Here is an 18,467-nt window from a genome sequence, read left to right on the forward strand (position 1 = left end):
GCATAAACAAAATAGACTGACATAAAGTCAGTCTATTTTCTTTGGTATCGCCTAGGGGAGTCGAACCCCTGATTCAGCCGTGAGAGGGCTACGTCTTGACCACTTGACCAAGGCGACATATTAAATTTTATATCTCTTATTGAAATCTCACGATATTTATTATATACTTAATGTTAACTGTTGTCCAGTAAAATTTTTAAAAAGTTTAAAATAAAAGGAGAAAGCTATATGATGAAGTTCAAAAGTACTCGTGGAAGCGACAGAGAGTTGACAGGTGCACAGGCTATTATTCAGGGAATCTCTGAAGACAAGGGGCTCTACGTTCCAACAGAAATCCCAGCACTGCCTTTCAAAATTGAGGATATGATTGGCAAGTCATATCAGGAAATTGCTTTCAAGGTAATTGGAGCTTTCTTTGATGACTATACAGAAGAAGAGATGAAGTACTGCATTGACGGGGCCTACGACGAGAAGTTTGAAGCCAAAGAAATCGCACCGATTGTAAAGGCAGGAGACGCATACTTTTTGGAGTTATATCATGGAAAGACTGCCGCGTTCAAAGATATGGCGCTGTCCATTCTGCCATACCTTTTGACGACTGCAACAAAGAAAGAGAAAGAAGATAAGAAGATCTGTATTTTGACCGCGACATCCGGCGATACAGGAAAAGCCGCTCTGGAAGGTTTTGCCGATGTACCGGGCACAGAAATCATTGTATTCTTCCCAAATCAAGGTGTCAGCCAGGTGCAGGAACAACAGATGATTACCCAGGAAGGCGAGAACACTCACGTCTTCGCCATCAACGGAAACTTTGACGATGCCCAGACTGGCGTAAAGAAAATCTTCAACGACGACGCTTTTGCTGAGAAGCTGGCGAAAAGCGGCTGCAAATTGTCGTCTGCCAACTCCATCAACGTGGGCAGGCTGGTTCCACAGGTGGCGTACTACGTCTACAGTTACATAAAGCTAGTGGAGCAGGGTGTAATTAAAAACGGCGAGAAGATGAACATCGTCGTGCCGACGGGAAACTTTGGAAACATCCTGGCCGGCTATTATGCAAAACAGATGGGCATTCCTGTCAACAAGTTTATCTGTGCATCCAATGAGAACAAAGTTCTGACAGACTTCATCAATACGGGCGTTTATGACATCAAAAGAGAGTTTTATCTGACGAATTCACCGTCCATGGACATTTTGATCTCCAGCAACCTGGAGAGACTGCTCTACCATCTGAGCGGCGGTAATGGAGAAGAGATCAAGGGACTGATGGAGAATCTGGACTCGCAGAAGAGTTACGAAGTCAGCCAGAAGATCAAAGACGGCATGGCGGACTTCTACGGCGGTTATGCGGATGTGGATACAACAAATCGGACCATCGGAGAGATGTACGCAGACCACGACTATCTGATGGATACCCATACAGCGGTGGCCTACAAAGTCTACGAGGATTACAAAGAAGCCACTGGTGATGAAACGCCGACCATCATCGCATCTACTGCCAGCGCATACAAATTTGCCGAAAGTGTGGCAAAATCCATTGGGTTGGGTGAAGAAGAAAACGGCTTCAGATATGTTGAGGCTCTTGCAGCAAAGACGGGCGTGCGTGTTCCAAAGGGTCTCAAAGATTTGGAACTGAGAGAAGTAAGACATACCGGGGTTATCGACGTGGATCAGATGCAGGCTACGGTGGAGAATTGTGTAGAATAATATTGCGATAAAAAACAGAGTCAGCAAAATAGTTGAAAATTCACTATTGAGCGGGCTCTGTTTTTGTCTTTAGAGCTGTCCGGTTTTGAGACATCTAGGCAAGACAGGCAAGGTGTGAAATAAAATGGCGTGCAGTCATTTTTGATTTTTTTAAGTTTATTTGCATTAAACCCTTTGGAGAAATGAAGTTTTTGTTATAGAATCTTTCAAATAGCGCAGAAAATTACATGATTCAGACCAAAATCGGTCGAATAAAAGAACAAAGTCTACTGAGATCAGGCGGATTCAACTCCTGTACGCAAGCAGGAAGCCTAAATTTAAAAATAAAGGCAGATTTTTAATAGTTCTGCCATGACATATCCCGCACCCGTTTATTCCTTCTGACAGCAGTCCGGTTATTTGGGAATGCCTGGATACACCCAAAAATCCTAACGTTACCGTAACAAGACAGGAACTTAAGGCGTTATCGTATTTGATGCTGATTTTAAGCAGATTTTACAAAAATTACTTGCAAAACTTCTCGATTTATGTTAAATTATAATGGTGCCTGGAGGATTGACCGAGTGGCTAAGGAGCCTGATTGGAAATCAGGTAAGGTGTAACAGCCCCGCGGGTTCGAGTCCCGTGTCCTCCGCCAAAAGAACCCTGTGATTGCAATAATCACAGGGTTTTTGTTTTTTTTGACCAGTGTATCATGTTATTCTAGTATGATTTCATAGCAATAAAACTTCTATAAAATATCGCCGTCCATTTCAATAGGTTTTTCCAACTCCGTTTTCAGAATTACGCATTATTTGTACGCGCCAAAACGTATTTAACATTTGTTATTGAGACCTCTTATTCATCAAAACTGAGGCGTCTTTGTTAGATCCCACTCACCTCATTCAAAAACATTCTAAATTTTGGAACTTTAAATGGGCATCTTATGCATACTGTGGTATACTTAAAGACATGAGTGAATTTTCATAGAAAGGATATTAAGATTATGAAATTGAGAAAGTATCTAGTGGGAGTTATTTGTGTAGCAATGTTGGTTTTATTGTGTGGATGTGCACCAAAAAGCAACTTGGACCCCGATTCTCCGCTTACAATAAATATATGGCATTACTATAATGGAAAACAGGAAAAAGCCTTTAACAAACTGGTAGAGGAGTTCAATCAGACAGAAGGGAAGGAAAAAGGCGTTATCGTGGCATCCTCCAACTACGGGAGTGTATCAGAGCTTGGCGACAGTGTACTGGACGCTGCAAATGAGAAGGTGGGTTCTGAGGACATGCCCAATATCTTTGCCGCCTATTCAGATACTGCCTACGAAATTGACAAGCTGGGAAAAGTCGTCTCCCTCAACGAGCTCTTTACAGAAGAGGAATTGAAAGAGTATGTGCCGGGGTATCTGGAAGAAGGGTACTTTAGAGGCGACGACTTAAAAATCTTTCCAATTGCCAAATCGACAGAAATCTTTATGATGAACGAGACCGACTGGGACAAGTTTGCAAAAGCGACAGGCGCAAAACGCAGTGATCTGGATACCATTGAAGGCATCACTGAGACCGCTGCCGCTTATTATGCATATACCGATTCATTGACGCCGGAACCTGACGACGGACAGGCCTTTTTTGGACGTGACGCCATGGCAAACTATTTTATTATCGGTGCAAAACAGCTCGGGCACGAAATTGTAAGCAGTGACGACGAAGGCAACCCGAAAATTGATTTTGACAAAGAGACAATCAGAAAGCTGTGGGACAATTATTATGTGCCTTATGTCAACGGATATTTTATGTCAAAAGGACGTTTCCGCAGTGACGATGTGAAGATGGGCAACATCATTGCCTGCGTATGCTCAACGTCGGGATCTACCTATTTCCCAAAAGAGATTATCTCTGATGATGAGACTTCGTACAAGATTCAGTCAATAGCCCAAGAAGCGCCAAAATTTAAGGGCGGTGAGAATATTGCAGTGCAGCAAGGAGCCGGTCTTGTGGTCACGAAGGGTACAGAGGCAGAAAATGAGGCGTCCGCAGTCTTCCTCAAATGGTTCACCGACGAAGATCAAAATATCGCCTTTTCAGTAGATTCCGGTTATATGCCGGTAAAGAAAGATGCAACAGACCAAGAGAAAATATTAGAAAAAACCAGTGTAAAAGATGAGCAGATGAAACAGGTCATCATAGCGGCAGCGGACACGATCAACAATAACGAATTATATACGCCAAAAGCTGTAGAGAATGGGACCAGCATCCGAAATATACTGGAGTACAGCATGTCAGATCAGGCATCCGCTGATAGGGAAAAGATTGAGAAGCTGATGAAATCTGGAATGTCCAGAAAAGAGGCTGTCAGCAAATTTGCTACCGACAAAAATTTTGAAAAGTGGTACAAGGATACCCTGAAAGCATTAAACGAAGCCGCAGAACAGAGGAAATAACATGGAATCTAAGATACGGGTGAAATGGCAGAAAGGGACGATGTTAAAGAGAATTTTCATACCCATGTTCATTCTCGTGCTAATTGTGTCCATTCTGTTTTTTGGAGTGATATTTTACAACAATATCCTCTCACAGATGGAGAAAAATACGAGGGATATCTTTGACTCCAAAGTGATAAACCGTTCCCACGAACTGGAAAATATGATGGTCAACCAATGGAGCAACTTAGAAACGGAAGTGGAAGATATCCAATCGGTCATAAATAATTTGACTGCTAAGAATCAGATTGACCCGAAACATCTTGCCGATAATCCCGACGATAGTCGAATCATACTAGAACATATCACAGACAATGTCATTTCCACCCTGCGCAATCACAGAGTGACAGGTGCCTATGTCTTTTTATGCAGCGATATCCCCGGCGACAGTGACAAAGTATCCCTGCCGGGCCTTTATATCAGCGACAGCAACGTAGAGAACGACAACTCCATTACCAATTCGGATTTAATGATTAGACGCGGTTCTAAAAGTTTGGTTGAAAAAATGGGGATTGCAACGGACTCTGCATGGGAGCCGAACATCATTTTAAAAGGCCATAACCTGGAAGAATTTAAGGCAGTCTATGACAACTATCACCGTTTTCAAGAAGATACCACGGACATCACAGATTTGGGCTATTGGATGCCGATGCTGCAGGTGGAAAATGATTATGTGGTATCCTACGTGCTTCCAATCGAATATAAGGGAACCGTTATCGGCGTACTGGGCATCGACGTTTCCCACGAGTATTTGAAAACGCTGCTAAACTATTTGGAACTGGACAGCGATGCAAAGGGCGCCTACAGCTTGATATTAGAGGAAAACGGAAAATATACTGATATCCTGACCAACAACTCCTATTTTGCTGTGGATTTTAAAACTGGAGATCAATTAAAAATCCAACAGAACGGCGATCATAAATATTTGATGCAGAACCATGACCGGGTGGCCTTGAGTTCGGAAAACCTCAACCTGTATAACAACAATACGCCCTATGAAAAACAGCAGTGGCAGCTGAGCGGAATGATGAAAGAGAAAGACCTTTTGGCCTTTACTTCTCAGATTAAAGTGACCTTGTTATACGCCATCATCGGGTCCGTCTTGATCGGCTTGATACTGAGCATCCTTCTCAGTATCTGGATTTCAAGGCCAGTCATATCCCTAGCTGACAGCGTCAGAAAGATGACCTTCAAGGACAAGATTTCCATTGAAAGAACAAAAATCATCGAAATTGACCAATTGATTGATGCGATTGAAAAGACTGGAAATAACGCAATTGATGCCGTAGCTCGATTTACAAAGATCATTCGTCTGGCCAATACCCAGTTGGAAGGCTTTGAGCTGGATTATGAGAAGAAGCAATTGTATGTAACAGATGACTTTTTCTCCGCTTTCGGGCTGAAGGTCGATGTGAGTCAGCTGTCCATAGAAGAATTTGAACGGCTGATGCGGCAGTTTAAAGACCGCTGCAGACCGAGCAACTCTAAAAGCGCTAATGAATATATTTTTAATTTGAACAAAAATGGCAAGAGCATTTACTTGCGCCTGCGTTATATCGACGATGAGGTGAATCATAAATACTATGGACTGGTAGAAGAAGTCAGCGAATTGATAAAGGAACGCCAGCTGATCGAATACGAGAGAGATCACGACGTGCTGACCGGCCTGGTTAACCGCAGAGCATACCAGAGACAGATGAAGCGGCTATTTACCATTGAAGCGTCCAGCATCAATATTGGCGCTCTGCTGATGTTGGATTTAGATAACCTAAAGATGATTAACGATAAATTTGGTCATGAATACGGAGATCTTTACATTCAGAAAGCGGCGGATATGTTCCGCAGGCTGTCACCGGAAGGTACGATTATCTCGCGAATATCCGGCGACGAATTTAACCTATTCCTGTATGGCTATGACAGCAGGACGGAACTGCGTGAAAAGATTGACCGCTTTTGGCGGGAACTGAGCAAGAGTTCCATCACCATGCCGAACCAACAGGAGATACATATTCTGGTGTCCGGCGGTATCGCCTGGTACCCAGACGACAGCCGCGACTTTAATACCTTGCAGAAGTACTCTGACTTCGCCATGTACAGCGTAAAACACACCCTAAAAGGGGAAATAGGAGATTTCTCCTTGCAGGACTATCGAAACGATGTCTACATGATGAAGCGAAAGGCAGAATTGAGCCGCATATTAGAAGCAAATGCCTTCACCTATTATTTCCAGCCTATTGTCAGCGCGGTAGATGGAGAGGTCTTTGCGTATGAAGCGCTGATGCGGACTGTGGATTCCACTCTGAAAAATCCTTCTGAGATTATTGAAATAGCGAAGATGGAATCAAAACTATACTTGATTGAGAAAATCACGATGAGGAACAGTTTAAAGCAATTTAACGATTTGATTGCCAGCGGTAAGGTTTCAAAAGACCTGAAGCTGTTCGTCAATTCCATTGCAAACCAACGTTTGAGTGAGGGAGAGGTACGCAGCATTGAAGAACAGTACGGAGCGTTTTTGCCTAATCTGGTTTTAGAGCTGACCGAAAACGAAGAACTCAACGAAGAATACACTGCATATAAGAAAGAAGTCCTGAAAATCTGGAACAGCCGTCTGGCCCTGGACGATTACGGAAGCGGTTATAACAGCGGGCGCAATCTATTGTTCCTCAACCCGGACTATGTGAAAATCGACATCGATATCATCAGAGATATCGACAAAGACATGGACAAGAGGACCATTGTCAAAGATACGATTACTTACTGTCACGAACGCGGTAAATACGTCATTGCAGAGGGAATTGAGACAATTGCTGAGCTCAAGACCGTAGTGGGCATGGATGTGGATTATATACAGGGCTATTTGACTGGCAAGCCTGCTCCGGAACCAAAGGACGTGTACAAAGAGATAAAGTCGGAGATTATGAACTGCCGCCGTCCTTCCCCTTTGGACTAAATAGGAAAAATCGTGGTAAAATAGCTGAGAGGAGGTGAAGCCTGTGAAAATCTCTGTTCAGGAAGTAGACAGCTGTGAAGAGGAAGAAATTATCATTAAATGTCACGAGATGAACGACGATATTATGGAATTGGTACGCAGACTGAAGATGGAGCAGCACAGGCTGACCGCCTATAGGGACGATAAGGTCTATCGACTGTCTCTCCACGACGTTTATTACTTTGAAACAGTGGACAGCAAAGCGTTTCTATACTGTGAAGACAAGGTCTATGAGTCAAAATTGAAACTGTACGAGTTTGAAGATCTGACTAGGGCCAGCAAATTTTTCCGGGCATCCAAATCAACAATTATCAACACCACAAAGATTAGTCACGTCAAACCCTCGATGAGCGGTCGGTTTGAAGTGTATTTAAAAAACGGCGAGTGTGTACTGGTGTCCAGACAGTACGTACCGGAACTGAAAAAACAAATTGGTCTGTGAGGAGGTGCAGTATGGATTTCAAAGAACTAAAAAGAGAAATGCTTCTCGGATTTTTTTATATCTACACGGGTTCCATATTTGGCACCTATGTGTTCTGCAGTCTGTTTTATCCCGATTTGACCTTCAGTTTAAGTTATTTTCCCTGGATGGCGCTTTTTTCCCTGGCAGGGGACGCTACCCTGCTGGTCTTTTATTCAAAGAAGGTTCTGACGGAAAAACAATTTTTATTCCGTACGGTGATCCATTTCATCCTGCTGGAGATCGTGCTGATGACTTTTGCCGGTCTGCTCCAGCTGTATGAGAGTACACTGGAAGCGGTGGCCTTTTTCTTCATCGTCCTCTTGGTGTATTTCATGGTAAAGCTATTGAGCTTCAAAAGCGGCAGCAAAGAGGCGGAGGTCATCAATCAGAGAATACAAGAAATCAATAAAAAAGGAGAGGACTATTGACCTCTCCTTTATTTTAACTGCAGACGGGTCTCTGCGGCATCTGAAGGATGCCTGCCGCACTGTGATCAAAGGACAGAGCGATGCTTTGATTGCGGTAAAAAACCACCCGCTCTAATACCAGGGCATCTATAGGGATTCCCCTGGCCAGGCTTTCTGATTCTTTCTGAATCTGTTCTACTGCAGGCAGGTTTTCCAGGGTTTCTCTGATCCAATCCAAAGGCAGCTTTGATACGGCAGCTTCATTCATTTCAAAGATGCCGATAAGGCTATTTCCATCAAAGGGAAAACGAAAGGAGCAGTAAGGCATATCGGGAATCCAGTTCGTAGCCTGGAGCAGTTCTTTGATAGCCGTCAAATTTTCTTCGTTACAGACGACGCCGGAAATGGCGTCCAGCTTTGCCTGACCGTCTGTATCGCCTTCGACCAAGTCCCGGTCATCCTCTTCGTAAATATAATGATTTAGTAACTGTTCCAGAGAGCAGTCCTGCCGCAGCTCCTGCTCCTGCCGGAGAAATTCGTAGTCACCAGGTACCAGAGCTAGTCCGGCATTGTTCGCTGACAGTGCGCCTTCCTTATCTCCAAAATGGCTGCGCAGTTTTGCCAGCTGCAGCCAGCCCCACGGATAATCGGGTTCTTCCATGACGCCTTTTTCCGCATAGACCAGGGCCTCTGTCAATCTGCCACAGTACATCAAAGCGCTGGAATAGCGGTAAAACCAGACACCGCAGCCCTGAGCCAGGTCCTCCACATCGGCGAGCCAGCGTACAGACGTATAGTAATATTCATATTCGTCAATATTGTTGCAGGCGTAAGAAACCCATAATGCAATCTGCAGATCGTGTTCCGCCTCTTTTTGGGTAAATCGTTTCTCCTTGAGGCCAGTATCGATGAAATCGCGAATGTAATGCAGCATCTTATAAAAATAACCTTCGGAATAGGATTCCAAGGTTTTAATGTCTTTTTCTGTAAGTAAAGTGTCTTTCATATCCTGACTCCTGTTCTATATCCTTTTACTGTTTTTATTATAGTATAATCTGCAGATCGCCGCAAGTTATTGCTGATTTTTTACAGCTTAAGTGCCTGCCAAAGCAGGTCGCTTTCTGCTATATTTACTTGATGCCGCTGAAATGCTATAGTCACAGCGGAGGTAAAGAAATGAATCATATTATAGAAGTCGACCATTTAATGAAAAGTTATGGAACTGTAAAGGCGGTACAGGATATCAGCTTTTATGTGGAAGAGGGAGGTCTTTTTGCTTTTTTAGGACCTAACGGGGCCGGGAAGTCCACGACAATCAACATGATCTGTACGTTTTTGCGGCCAGACGGCGGCAGCGTCGTCGTAGACGGCTCCCGTCTGGGAGAGGATGATAAACACATTCGAGAGAATATCGGCATCGTGTTTCAAAACAGTTTGTTGGATGATTTGCTGACAGTAGAAGAAAACCTTTTCATCAGAGGGAGCTTTTACAACTTGAAAGGGGACGCTCTGAAGAAAGCAGTTTTAAAAGCGGCCAAGGCAACAGAACTGATGGGATTTCTAAGGCGCCCGTACGGCAAGCTTTCTGGAGGACAGCGACGCAGGGCGGATATCGCCCGAGCGCTGATTCACACACCCCGCGTCCTTTTTCTCGACGAACCGACCACAGGCCTGGACCCGCAGAGCAGAAGAAGTATTTGGAACACCATAAAGAAATTACAGGCGGAGCAGGGGATGACTGTTTTCCTGACGACACACTATATGGAGGAAGCGGAAGATGCGGACTACTGCATCGTGGTGGATGACGGCAAGATCGCCGCCAAAGGTACGCCCTCAGATTTGAAAGGCAGATACGCCAAAGATAAGCTGCGCATCTTGCTGGCAGAAAGCGGTGAAACGATCAATCTAAAATTAGGATCGACAATAGAGGCTCTCGAAATTTTAAAGAAGTATGAAGGGGATATAAAGGAATTCACCGTGGAGAAAGGTTCCATGGACGATGTGTTTATTGGAATTACCGGAAAGGAGATCAGAGAATGATTGCATTTACAAAGAGGAATTTAAAAATATACTTTCGCGATAGAGCCAGCGTTCTCTTCTCCCTTTTAACAGTATTTATCATCATCGGTCTCTATGTCTTATTTCTGGGTGACGTATGGACTAAGGATCTGCAGGCGTTTGAGGGGGCAAGAGAATTGATGGACAACTGGGTTATGGCAGGAGTTCTGGCTGTCACCAGCTTTACCACTACGATGGGAATGCTGGGATCTATGGTGAAGGACCGGGAGCTGAAAATCAACATGGACTTTTATATCTCACCCATCAGCCGTACGGCTTTGACCGGCGGCTATATTGCAGGCGCTTATATTGTAGGGCTGACTATGACACTGCTGGCTTTCGTGGCGGCAGAAATTTATATCGTAGTGAACGGCGGTTCTTTCCTGGCAGCAGAGCAGATTGTCAAAGTGTTAGCGATGATTCTCTTAACTACTCTGATGAATACCACCCTGATGGTGTTTATCGTATCGCTGTTTCGCAGTCAGAGCGCTTTTTCCGTGGCCAGCACCGTCTTTGGGACAATGATTGGTTTCATTACGGGAATCTATCTTCCTATCGGCATGTATCCAGAAGCAGTACAATGGATCATCAAAATTTTCCCAGTGTCTCATGCAGCAGCAATTTTTAGAAATCTGATGATGGAGGGGCCGATGAAGACTGCTTTTGAGGGAGCACCTGCGAAGATTGCCGCAGACCTGAAAACGGAGCTGGGCGTCTGCTATGAGTTTGGCGGTCATACAGTAACACAGACAGAGAGTCTGCTGATTATCGCCGCTTGCATCGTGATATTCTTCGTCCTCGGCAGATTGTGCAATAGTAAAAGAAATGTGAAATGATTGTCTTGCTGACTGTTCTGCAGCAGATGTTAGACGAGTATCTGGCTGATTCATCCTGCTCATGCAAAAATGCAACTAAAGTTCAATAGGAAAAATAGGTTCCACCTGTTACAATAACCTCAAATATTTTAATTAAGATGGGGGAGAAAAATGACAGAAATACATAGGAACCTTATTTTTTTTGACAAAAATAAGCGAACTCGAACTTGGATCAATGAAGAGGAAATGGATGAATTCCGCTATCATCAGGTCCGGACCATGCTGACCAGCAGCCTTATATCCGGACATCAAATGAAATTCTACTATAAAAGGAGATGCAGAGATGGGCACAAGTGATGTTTTAATGCTTTTGGGCGGACTGGCTCTCTTCTTATACGGCATGCAGATGATGAGCAGCGGCCTCGAAGCGGCGGCGGGCAATCGAATGAAGACCATCTTGGAGAAACTGACCTCTAACCGGGTGAAAGGGGTCTTAGTGGGCGCAGGAATTACAGCCGTCATCCAGTCTTCTTCGGCTACCACTGTCATGGTGGTGGGTTTTGTTTCCGCCGGCTTGATGACTTTGAATCAGGCGGTATGGGTCATCATGGGCGCCAACATCGGTACGACCATTACGGGGCAGTTGATTGCCCTGGACGTCAGCGCTATTGCGCCGTTGATTACCTTTTTCGGCGTTGTGATGATGGTCTTTTTAAAGAACGAAAAAGCGCAGCACCTGGGCAACATCATAGCTGGTTTAGGCGTGCTCTTCATCGGCATGAATATGATGAGTACCGCTATGGAGCCGCTGCAGGATTCAACTGTGTTCACCAGCTTGATTACCAAATTTGATAATCCTCTGGTAGGCATTTTAGCTGGTGCAGTATTTACTGCGCTGATTCAGTCTTCCTCTGCTTCTGTAGGCATTCTGCAGGCCCTTGCGGCCAGCGGCGTTCTCGGTCTGCCCCAAGCCGTATACGTGTTGTTCGGGCAGAACATCGGCACCTGCATTACAGCAGTTTTGGCTTCTATTGGGACAAAGGTCAACGCCAAACGTTCAACGATTATCCATCTGATGTTCAACATCATCGGAACCTTTCTGTTCACCTGTATCTGTATGGCCACGCCTTTTGTGCTGTGGATGGAAGGGCTGACTCCAGGCAATACCGTAGCGCAGATTGCCAATGTACATACAGTGTTCAATATCGTCACTACACTGCTGCTCCTGCCTTTTGGCAATCTGATGGCAAAAGCGGCGACAAAGATTCTGCCTGGTGGTGAGGAAGAGGCGGAAGAGGCACATAAGCTGATTTACCTGGAACCTATCGACGGCCGGAAGACCAGACAGGTGGGCCAGATTTCCGTGTCCATCAAACAACTTGACAACGAAATCGCTCGTATGTTTGATTTGGTGTGGCAGAATGTGAAAGACGGTTTTGACGCGGTGATCACGCGGAAATGCAGCAAGATGGAACATATTGTCGCAAGAGAAGAGTACATCGATTATCTCAATGCAGAGATATCCAAATACATTGCAAAGGTCGTTGTCATGGAAATGTCTGAGTCGGACTCAGAGAGAATCAGCTCCTATTATAAAATCGTCGGTAATCTGGAACGGATTGGCGATCACGCTATGAACATTGCAGAATATGCCTACGCGATTGAAAAAGGCGAAGTACTGCTTTCGGATCACGCCATCGAAGAGACTGGAGAAATGAAAACGTTGACAGATTTTACTCTGACCTGTATCAAATGCGGTCACGAAAAGGACGGCAAAGAAGTGCTGAAGCAGACCGCGCAGAATGAACAGAAAATCGACGACATGAGCGAGACGATGAGGAATAATCAAATTAAGAGAATGAAAGAAGGACGCTGTTCGGCGGAGGCAGGAATTCTTTTTTCAGAGATGGTTACAGATTTTGAGCGAATCGGCGATCACGCCCTGAATATTGCAGAACAGTACGGGGAAATATGATGAAAATCGTAAGTTGAAACCATTCCCAATAAGATGTAGAATATCTACAGTAAATCGTAAAGCGAGGATGGAGAAATGGATATCAAAAAGATCGTTAACGCTTTTAAAAAGAATAACTACCAGGTTTCTTATTTCGAGACGGCTGCCGCCGCTGCGGATTACCTGGATCATGAAATCAATCAGACGACAGTTGCGTTTGGCGACTCACAGACGCTTCTTTCGATGGGACTGTATGAAAAGTTATCAGCGCATAACATGGTCTACGATCCAAAGCATGGGGAGGATTTTTTTAAAACCGCCAGAGACGGCATGCAGGCAGAATTCTTTGTAACTTCTGTCAATGGAGCGACAGAGGATGGCATCTTAGTCAATCTGGACGGAACCGGCAACCGGGTGGCGGGATCCTTGTACGGACACCGAAAAGTATATCTGGTCTTCGGAACTAACAAGATTGAACCTAATCTGGAAAAAACCATTTGGAGAGTGCGCAATGTGGCTGCACCTAAGAACGCCCTGCGAAAAGGGCTGAAGACGCCCTGCGCCTTAAATGGAGCAGATAAATGCCATGATTGCAGCAGCCCAGACCGGATCTGCAACGGTTTGATGATTCACTACAAAAAGATGCGCCATGAGGAAATGGAAGTCGTGATTATCGACCAACCATTAGGGTTATAAAAATAATACTTAAGTTGTATCTTGCACGAGGCTATGTCATTGCAAAGGGTTCGACAAATTTCGACAATTGCAGCACTGTTTACATAATTATGAATATAACGAAAACCATTGATTCTTCCTCTTGAAAGTGCTAAAATCCTATCTATGCAAAAGCAGAATTTTGACAGCAAGAGGTGAAGATAGTGGAAGAAATCATAGCAATTGTAATTTTTTTAGTAGTGATTGTCGCCATAATGACTGAGAAAGTACACAGGACTGCGGTTGCCCTGGCAGGCGCCGTTCTGCTGATGTTGAGTCATATACTGACAGTCGATAAGGCGGTCGGTTACATAGACTTTAATACCATAGGAGTTTTGATCGGCATGATGCTTTTTGTTGCCGTCGTCAAGAACTCAGGTATCTTTGAATATATTGCAATCAAAGCGGCCAAGCTGGCCCACGGTAACCCGTGGAAGATCATGGTCGCTTTTATGGTGATTACCGCCGTTTTGTCCGCATTTCTGGACAATGTGACGACCGTACTTCTGGTAGGTCCGATGACGATAACCATAGCCAGAATGCTGAAGGTGAACCCGGTACCATTTTTAATGACGCAGATCCTGGCTTCCAATATCGGCGGCACAGCGACATTGATCGGCGACCCGCCTAACATTATGATTGGAAGCGCAGCCGGACTGGATTTTATTGACTTTATTACGAACACTGGCATTGTGGCGGTCTTCGTCATCGCAGCCTTAGTGTTGATTATGAAATTTGTGTACAAGTCAAAGCTGGCAGCTGATGCAGAAGCGATCAAATCCGTCATGGAACTGGATGAAAATAAAGCGATTGAGGACAAAGCCCTGCTCTATAAGAGTATCGTAGTAATGATACTAGTCGTCGTCGGCTTCATGTTCCACAGTCAGCTGGGGATTGAATCTGCCACTGTTGCACTGACTGCCGCTGCCATCATGCTGGTCATCGGCAAACAAAATGTGGACTATATCATCGGGGAGGTAGAGTGGACGACCATTCTCTTTTTTGCAGGACTTTTCATCGTGGTAGGAGGACTGGATGAGACTGGCGTAATCGGACAGCTGGCAAAGCTGGTTATCGATATGACAAAGGGCCATGCAATTATGACCATGATGGTGCTGCTTTGGGCCTCGGCTCTTTTATCCTCCGTTTTGGACAACATCCCATTCGTGGCAACCCTGATTCCTTTGGTGCTGGCCTTGGGCGAGAGCGGCATAGACGTTACGCCGCTGTGGTGGGCAATTTCCTTAGGCGCATGCCTGGGCGGCAACGGCACACTGATCGGCGCATCAGCCAATGTGGTGCTCTCTGGTATCAGCGGCAAACACGGTTATCCAATCAGCTTTAAAGAATATACAAAAGTAGGCTTTCCCGTTATGATAATGTCAGTAGTGCTTGCTATGATCTATCTTTTGATCAGGTATGCTGTGTAAAAAAGGAGTGGTGATATACAATGAGAAATAGAATTTCAGACGATATGGTCAATATCATGCTGCGGCAGATGGGTGCGAAATCAATTAAAACTTCGCCGGCTCATATCAACATTGCCAAATTTGATTTGGGAGAGGATCTGAAAATTACCTATATGTACGAAGTCAAAGAGGAAGAAATCTATCTGCAGAGGGTCAGTCCTTATCCGATGATGATTGGAAAAATATATAACGAACAACAAATCGTGGATATCATCGGCACTGATCTCAGAAAGTTTCAATCGGCATACAACAGTACGAATTTTACGAAATTTATCGATGTTGCCAACAGTTTAGCCACTTTTGACAAAGAAATTGAAAATCTTTTTATGACGCATAATGTAGAACGGGAAAATCTGGTAAAAATTGAAGAGGAGATGCAGAAGCTGCACACTCTAATTGCTGAAATCACTGAGGTTTCGCCGTTACTTGTATAATGCATAAATAACCGTTTTGAGAGTATATTTTTTCTGCTTCAGGAGAGATAGGCTCTCTTTTTTTGCGTCAATTTCAACAATTATCGACTTTTGTCGTTTGACTTTGTTCAGAATTGTCGGTATAATTATATGTATTGGGGAACTTATTCTTTCGAGGACAGGAACATCCTTGTCCGCGGAAGGTACGATTAATTGAGAATCAGATAGGGGGTTTTATTATGATTCAATTTCGTGGCGTTACGAAAGAATTCAAAGGTAACGTCGTCTTATCAGACATTTCTATGGACATCAATGACGGTGAGCTTACCGTTCTAATCGGTCCCAGCGGTTGTGGAAAGACAACGACACTTAAAATGATCAACAGATTAATTCCAGCAAGCAAAGGTGAGATTTTTATCGATGAGAAGAATATCGAGGAGATGGACAAAGTCCAGCTCCGCCGAAACATGGGTTACGTCATCCAACAGGGAGGCCTGTTTCCTCATATGACCATTCGCCAGAACATCGAAATCATCGAACGCCTGGAAAAGAAAGATACTGAAAAAATTGTAGAGAACACCAAGCAACTGATGAAGATGGTAGACCTGGATCCTGATCAGTTTCTTGACAGATATCCTACAGAACTTTCAGGCGGACAGAGACAGAGAATCGGCGTCATCAGGGCCCTTGCCAACGACCCTGAGATTATTCTTTTGGACGAACCCTTCTCAGCGCTTGACCCGGTAACCAGGAGCAGCCTGCAGGATGAGCTGATCGAACTGCAGTCTAAGGTAGAGAAGACCATGGTCTTTGTTACCCACGATATGGACGAGGCTATCAAGATTGCAGACAGAATCTGCATTATGAAAGGCGGTCACATCCTTCAGTTTGATACGCCGGAAATGATCCTGAAACAGCCTGCTGACGAATTTGTAGCCAACTTCGTCGGCACCAACAGGATATGGGATTCCCCAGAATACATAAAGGTAGAAGACTTTATGATTAAAAACCCAATCACCTGTAAAGGCGACATGATTAGGAACAGATGTATCAAGCGCATGAGAGATCATCACATCGATACGCTGCTGGTGGTCGACGACGAGAAAAAACTGCGCGGCATCGTCGGCAGAAAAAATCTGTTTAAAGCCAGCAGGCCTTTGATGCAGGCAGAGGATATTATGAACGAAGTAGCCTATGTTTCTCATGTAGGCGATAATATCGTCGATGTGCTGAAGATGGTAGAAGAGACGGAAGTCAACAATATTCCTGTTCTCGACGAAGAGGAAAGACTCGTCGGTCTATTGACCAACAGTAATTTAGTTTCCACATTGAGCAAGCAGTTCCTGACGGAAGATAGTACAGAAGGGACGGTGAGCCAGTAATGATTGCATTATTTAAATATATGGCGCAGCACTTGGGGCAGATTGCAGATCTGCTCATGGAACACGTCCAAATGACGGCCATCGCCGTAGGCTTTGCCATCGTCATCGGCGTGCCTCTGGGCATTTTGATCAGTTATGTCAAAAAGCTGGATAAACCCATTATCGGCGTAGCTAACGTCGTACAGGCCATTCCGAGCATGGCGCTGCTGGGTCTTGCCATACCGCTTCTGGGTATCGGAGTTCTTCCAGCAGTTGTCATGGTTATCATCTATTCGTTATTACCGATTATAAAGAACACTTATACAGGAATCGCCAGTATCGATCCGGAGATGGTAGAGGCGGCAAAGGGGATTGGACTTACAAAGTGGCAGGTTCTGACCAAGGTCAAAATTCCCATGGCGCTGCCTGTCATCATGGCCGGTGTCAGAATTTCCGCTGTTACAGCAGTGGGACTTATGACCATGGCGGCCTTTATCGGAGCTGGCGGTCTGGGATACCTGGTTTTTTCTGGTATCAGAACAGTCAACAACTTGCAGATTCTGGCCGGTGCAATTCCAGCGTGTCTGCTTGCGCTATTGGTGGATTTCCTCATGGGACTGGTTGAAAAGCTGGTAACGCCGATCAGCCTGCAGAGCGCTTTTGGTACATCAAAGGCAGAATTGAAGAAGAAGAGAAAGAAAGAGAAACTCGTCTTGGCAGTAGCCGGCGCTTTGATCTTAGTGTTGATTGGAAACACCGTGATTGGCGGCATGAACCAGGAAGAGAAGACCATTACAGTAGGAAGCAAAGACTTTACGGAGCAGTTAATTCTCTGCAACCTGTATGCTGATGTCATCGAACACGACACGGACATCAACGTGATTCGCAAAGAAAACCTGGGCGGCAGTCAGGTCTGCTTTGAGGCTCTGAAGAAGGGCGAAATCGACATGTATGTGGATTATACTGGTACGATTTATGTCAACATCCTCAACCAACCGGCCAAGGCTGATATGCAGGCGGTCTATGACGAGTGCAAAAAGGCCTTGGACGAGAAGTACAAGATCAAGGTTTTGGAACAGGCTAACTTTAACAACACCTATACTCTGGCAGTTTCACAAGAGACGGCAAAGAAGTACGGCCTCAAGACCATGAAAGATTTGCTCAAGTGTGACTCTCAGCTAATTCTGGGTACCACGATGGAATTCCAGAACAGACCGGACGACGGTCTGCCGGGACTGCTGAAGAAATATGATTTTAACTTCAAAAAGACTTTAGCTATTGACGGATCACCGAGATTTACCGCTTTGAAGAATGGCGAAACGGATATCGTCGACGCTTATGCTACGGACGGTCTTTTGAAAAAGTATAACCTGAAAGTCCTGGAAGACAGCGACGGCTTCTTCCCTCCGTACTATGCGATTCCAATCATCAACGAAGAGATGCTGGATAAGTATCCGGAATTGGAAGATGTCATCAATAAACTGAGCAAGATTCTCACCAATGAGATCATGCAGGAACTGAACTATCAGGTTGACGAAGAAGGAAAAGAACCGGCTGACGTGGCAAGAGAGTTTGCCAAGGAGCAGGGGCTGATCTAAATCCAATATATGAAAAGGAAAGAGTTGTTGCTGACGGCGGCCAGAAAAG

Annotated in this window: 14 protein-coding genes and 2 tRNA genes; 14 read left to right on the top strand and 2 right to left on the bottom strand. The window is 44.8% G+C overall.

Annotated elements, in window-relative coordinates; all coding sequences use genetic code 11:
• Positions 1–42 precede the first annotated feature (42 nt).
• A tRNA-Glu gene (locus tag BN6539_RS14495) sits at positions 43–117 on the bottom strand.
• Between the two features lie 111 nt (positions 118–228).
• Between BN6539_RS14495 and thrC the strand changes: the two genes are divergently transcribed.
• From thrC to BN6539_RS14525, 6 genes are all read left to right on the top strand, one after another.
• The gene (thrC, locus tag BN6539_RS14500; RefSeq protein WP_067540041.1) at positions 229–1,707 is read left to right on the top strand and encodes a threonine synthase; all 1,479 of its coding nucleotides are present in this window, start codon (positions 229–231) and stop codon (positions 1,705–1,707) included.
• Positions 1,708–2,256: 549 nt separating this feature from the next.
• Positions 2,257–2,344: transfer RNA gene (locus BN6539_RS14505), tRNA-Ser, on the top strand.
• A 348-nt stretch (positions 2,345–2,692) separates the two neighbouring features.
• Entirely contained in the window at positions 2,693–4,135 is a 1,443-nt protein-coding gene (locus tag BN6539_RS14510; RefSeq protein WP_082907543.1) for an extracellular solute-binding protein, read from the top strand.
• 40 nt (positions 4,136–4,175) lie between these two features.
• Positions 4,176–7,127: an EAL domain-containing protein gene (locus BN6539_RS14515; protein ID WP_207645102.1), complete on the top strand. Its 2,952-nt coding sequence runs from the start codon at positions 4,176–4,178 to the stop codon at positions 7,125–7,127.
• Positions 7,128–7,170: 43 nt separating this feature from the next.
• Complete coding sequence (locus BN6539_RS14520; RefSeq protein WP_067540047.1) at positions 7,171–7,608, top strand: LytTR family DNA-binding domain-containing protein; 438 nt, start codon at positions 7,171–7,173, stop codon at positions 7,606–7,608.
• 11 nt (positions 7,609–7,619) lie between these two features.
• Complete coding sequence (locus BN6539_RS14525; RefSeq protein WP_067540048.1) at positions 7,620–8,057, top strand: DUF3021 family protein; 438 nt, start codon at positions 7,620–7,622, stop codon at positions 8,055–8,057.
• 13 nt (positions 8,058–8,070) lie between these two features.
• On the opposite strand, the gene BN6539_RS14530 is transcribed toward BN6539_RS14525, so the two are convergent.
• The gene (locus tag BN6539_RS14530) at positions 8,071–9,042 is read right to left on the bottom strand and encodes a tetratricopeptide repeat protein (protein WP_067540051.1); all 972 of its coding nucleotides are present in this window, start codon (positions 9,040–9,042) and stop codon (positions 8,071–8,073) included.
• A 170-nt stretch (positions 9,043–9,212) separates the two neighbouring features.
• Between BN6539_RS14530 and BN6539_RS14535 the strand changes: the two genes are divergently transcribed.
• From BN6539_RS14535 to BN6539_RS14575, 8 genes are all read left to right on the top strand, one after another.
• Complete coding sequence (locus BN6539_RS14535) at positions 9,213–10,076, top strand: ABC transporter ATP-binding protein (RefSeq protein ID WP_067540054.1); 864 nt, start codon at positions 9,213–9,215, stop codon at positions 10,074–10,076.
• Positions 10,073–10,930 carry an ABC transporter permease gene (locus BN6539_RS14540; protein ID WP_067540057.1) on the top strand — a complete coding sequence of 286 codons (858 nt, stop codon included), beginning with the start codon at positions 10,073–10,075 and terminating at the stop codon, positions 10,928–10,930. The genes BN6539_RS14535 and BN6539_RS14540 overlap by 4 nt, the downstream gene beginning before the upstream one ends.
• 322 nt (positions 10,931–11,252) lie before the next feature.
• Complete coding sequence (locus BN6539_RS14550) at positions 11,253–12,884, top strand: Na/Pi cotransporter family protein (protein ID WP_067540063.1); 1,632 nt, start codon at positions 11,253–11,255, stop codon at positions 12,882–12,884.
• Positions 12,885–12,959: 75 nt separating this feature from the next.
• Positions 12,960–13,559 carry a lactate utilization protein gene (locus tag BN6539_RS14555; protein WP_067540067.1) on the top strand — a complete coding sequence of 200 codons (600 nt, stop codon included), beginning with the start codon at positions 12,960–12,962 and terminating at the stop codon, positions 13,557–13,559.
• Between the two features lie 179 nt (positions 13,560–13,738).
• Positions 13,739–15,007 (top strand): ArsB/NhaD family transporter, encoded by a 1,269-nt coding sequence (locus BN6539_RS14560; RefSeq protein WP_074038161.1) that lies wholly within the window; start codon positions 13,739–13,741, stop codon positions 15,005–15,007.
• A 20-nt stretch (positions 15,008–15,027) separates the two neighbouring features.
• Entirely contained in the window at positions 15,028–15,480 is a 453-nt protein-coding gene (locus BN6539_RS14565; protein WP_067540070.1) for a hypothetical protein, read from the top strand.
• Between the two features lie 218 nt (positions 15,481–15,698).
• On the top strand, positions 15,699–16,841 hold the full coding sequence (locus tag BN6539_RS14570) for a betaine/proline/choline family ABC transporter ATP-binding protein (RefSeq protein ID WP_067540073.1): 1,143 nt from the start codon (positions 15,699–15,701) through the stop codon (positions 16,839–16,841).
• The gene (locus BN6539_RS14575) at positions 16,841–18,418 is read left to right on the top strand and encodes an ABC transporter permease/substrate-binding protein (RefSeq protein ID WP_067540076.1); all 1,578 of its coding nucleotides are present in this window, start codon (positions 16,841–16,843) and stop codon (positions 18,416–18,418) included. The genes BN6539_RS14570 and BN6539_RS14575 overlap by 1 nt, the downstream gene beginning before the upstream one ends.
• Positions 18,419–18,467 lie beyond the last annotated feature (49 nt).

It is taken from the genome of Emergencia timonensis (assembly GCF_900086585.1).
In the GTDB taxonomy this organism is placed as follows: Bacteria; Bacillota; Clostridia; order Peptostreptococcales; family Anaerovoracaceae; genus Senimuribacter; species Senimuribacter timonensis.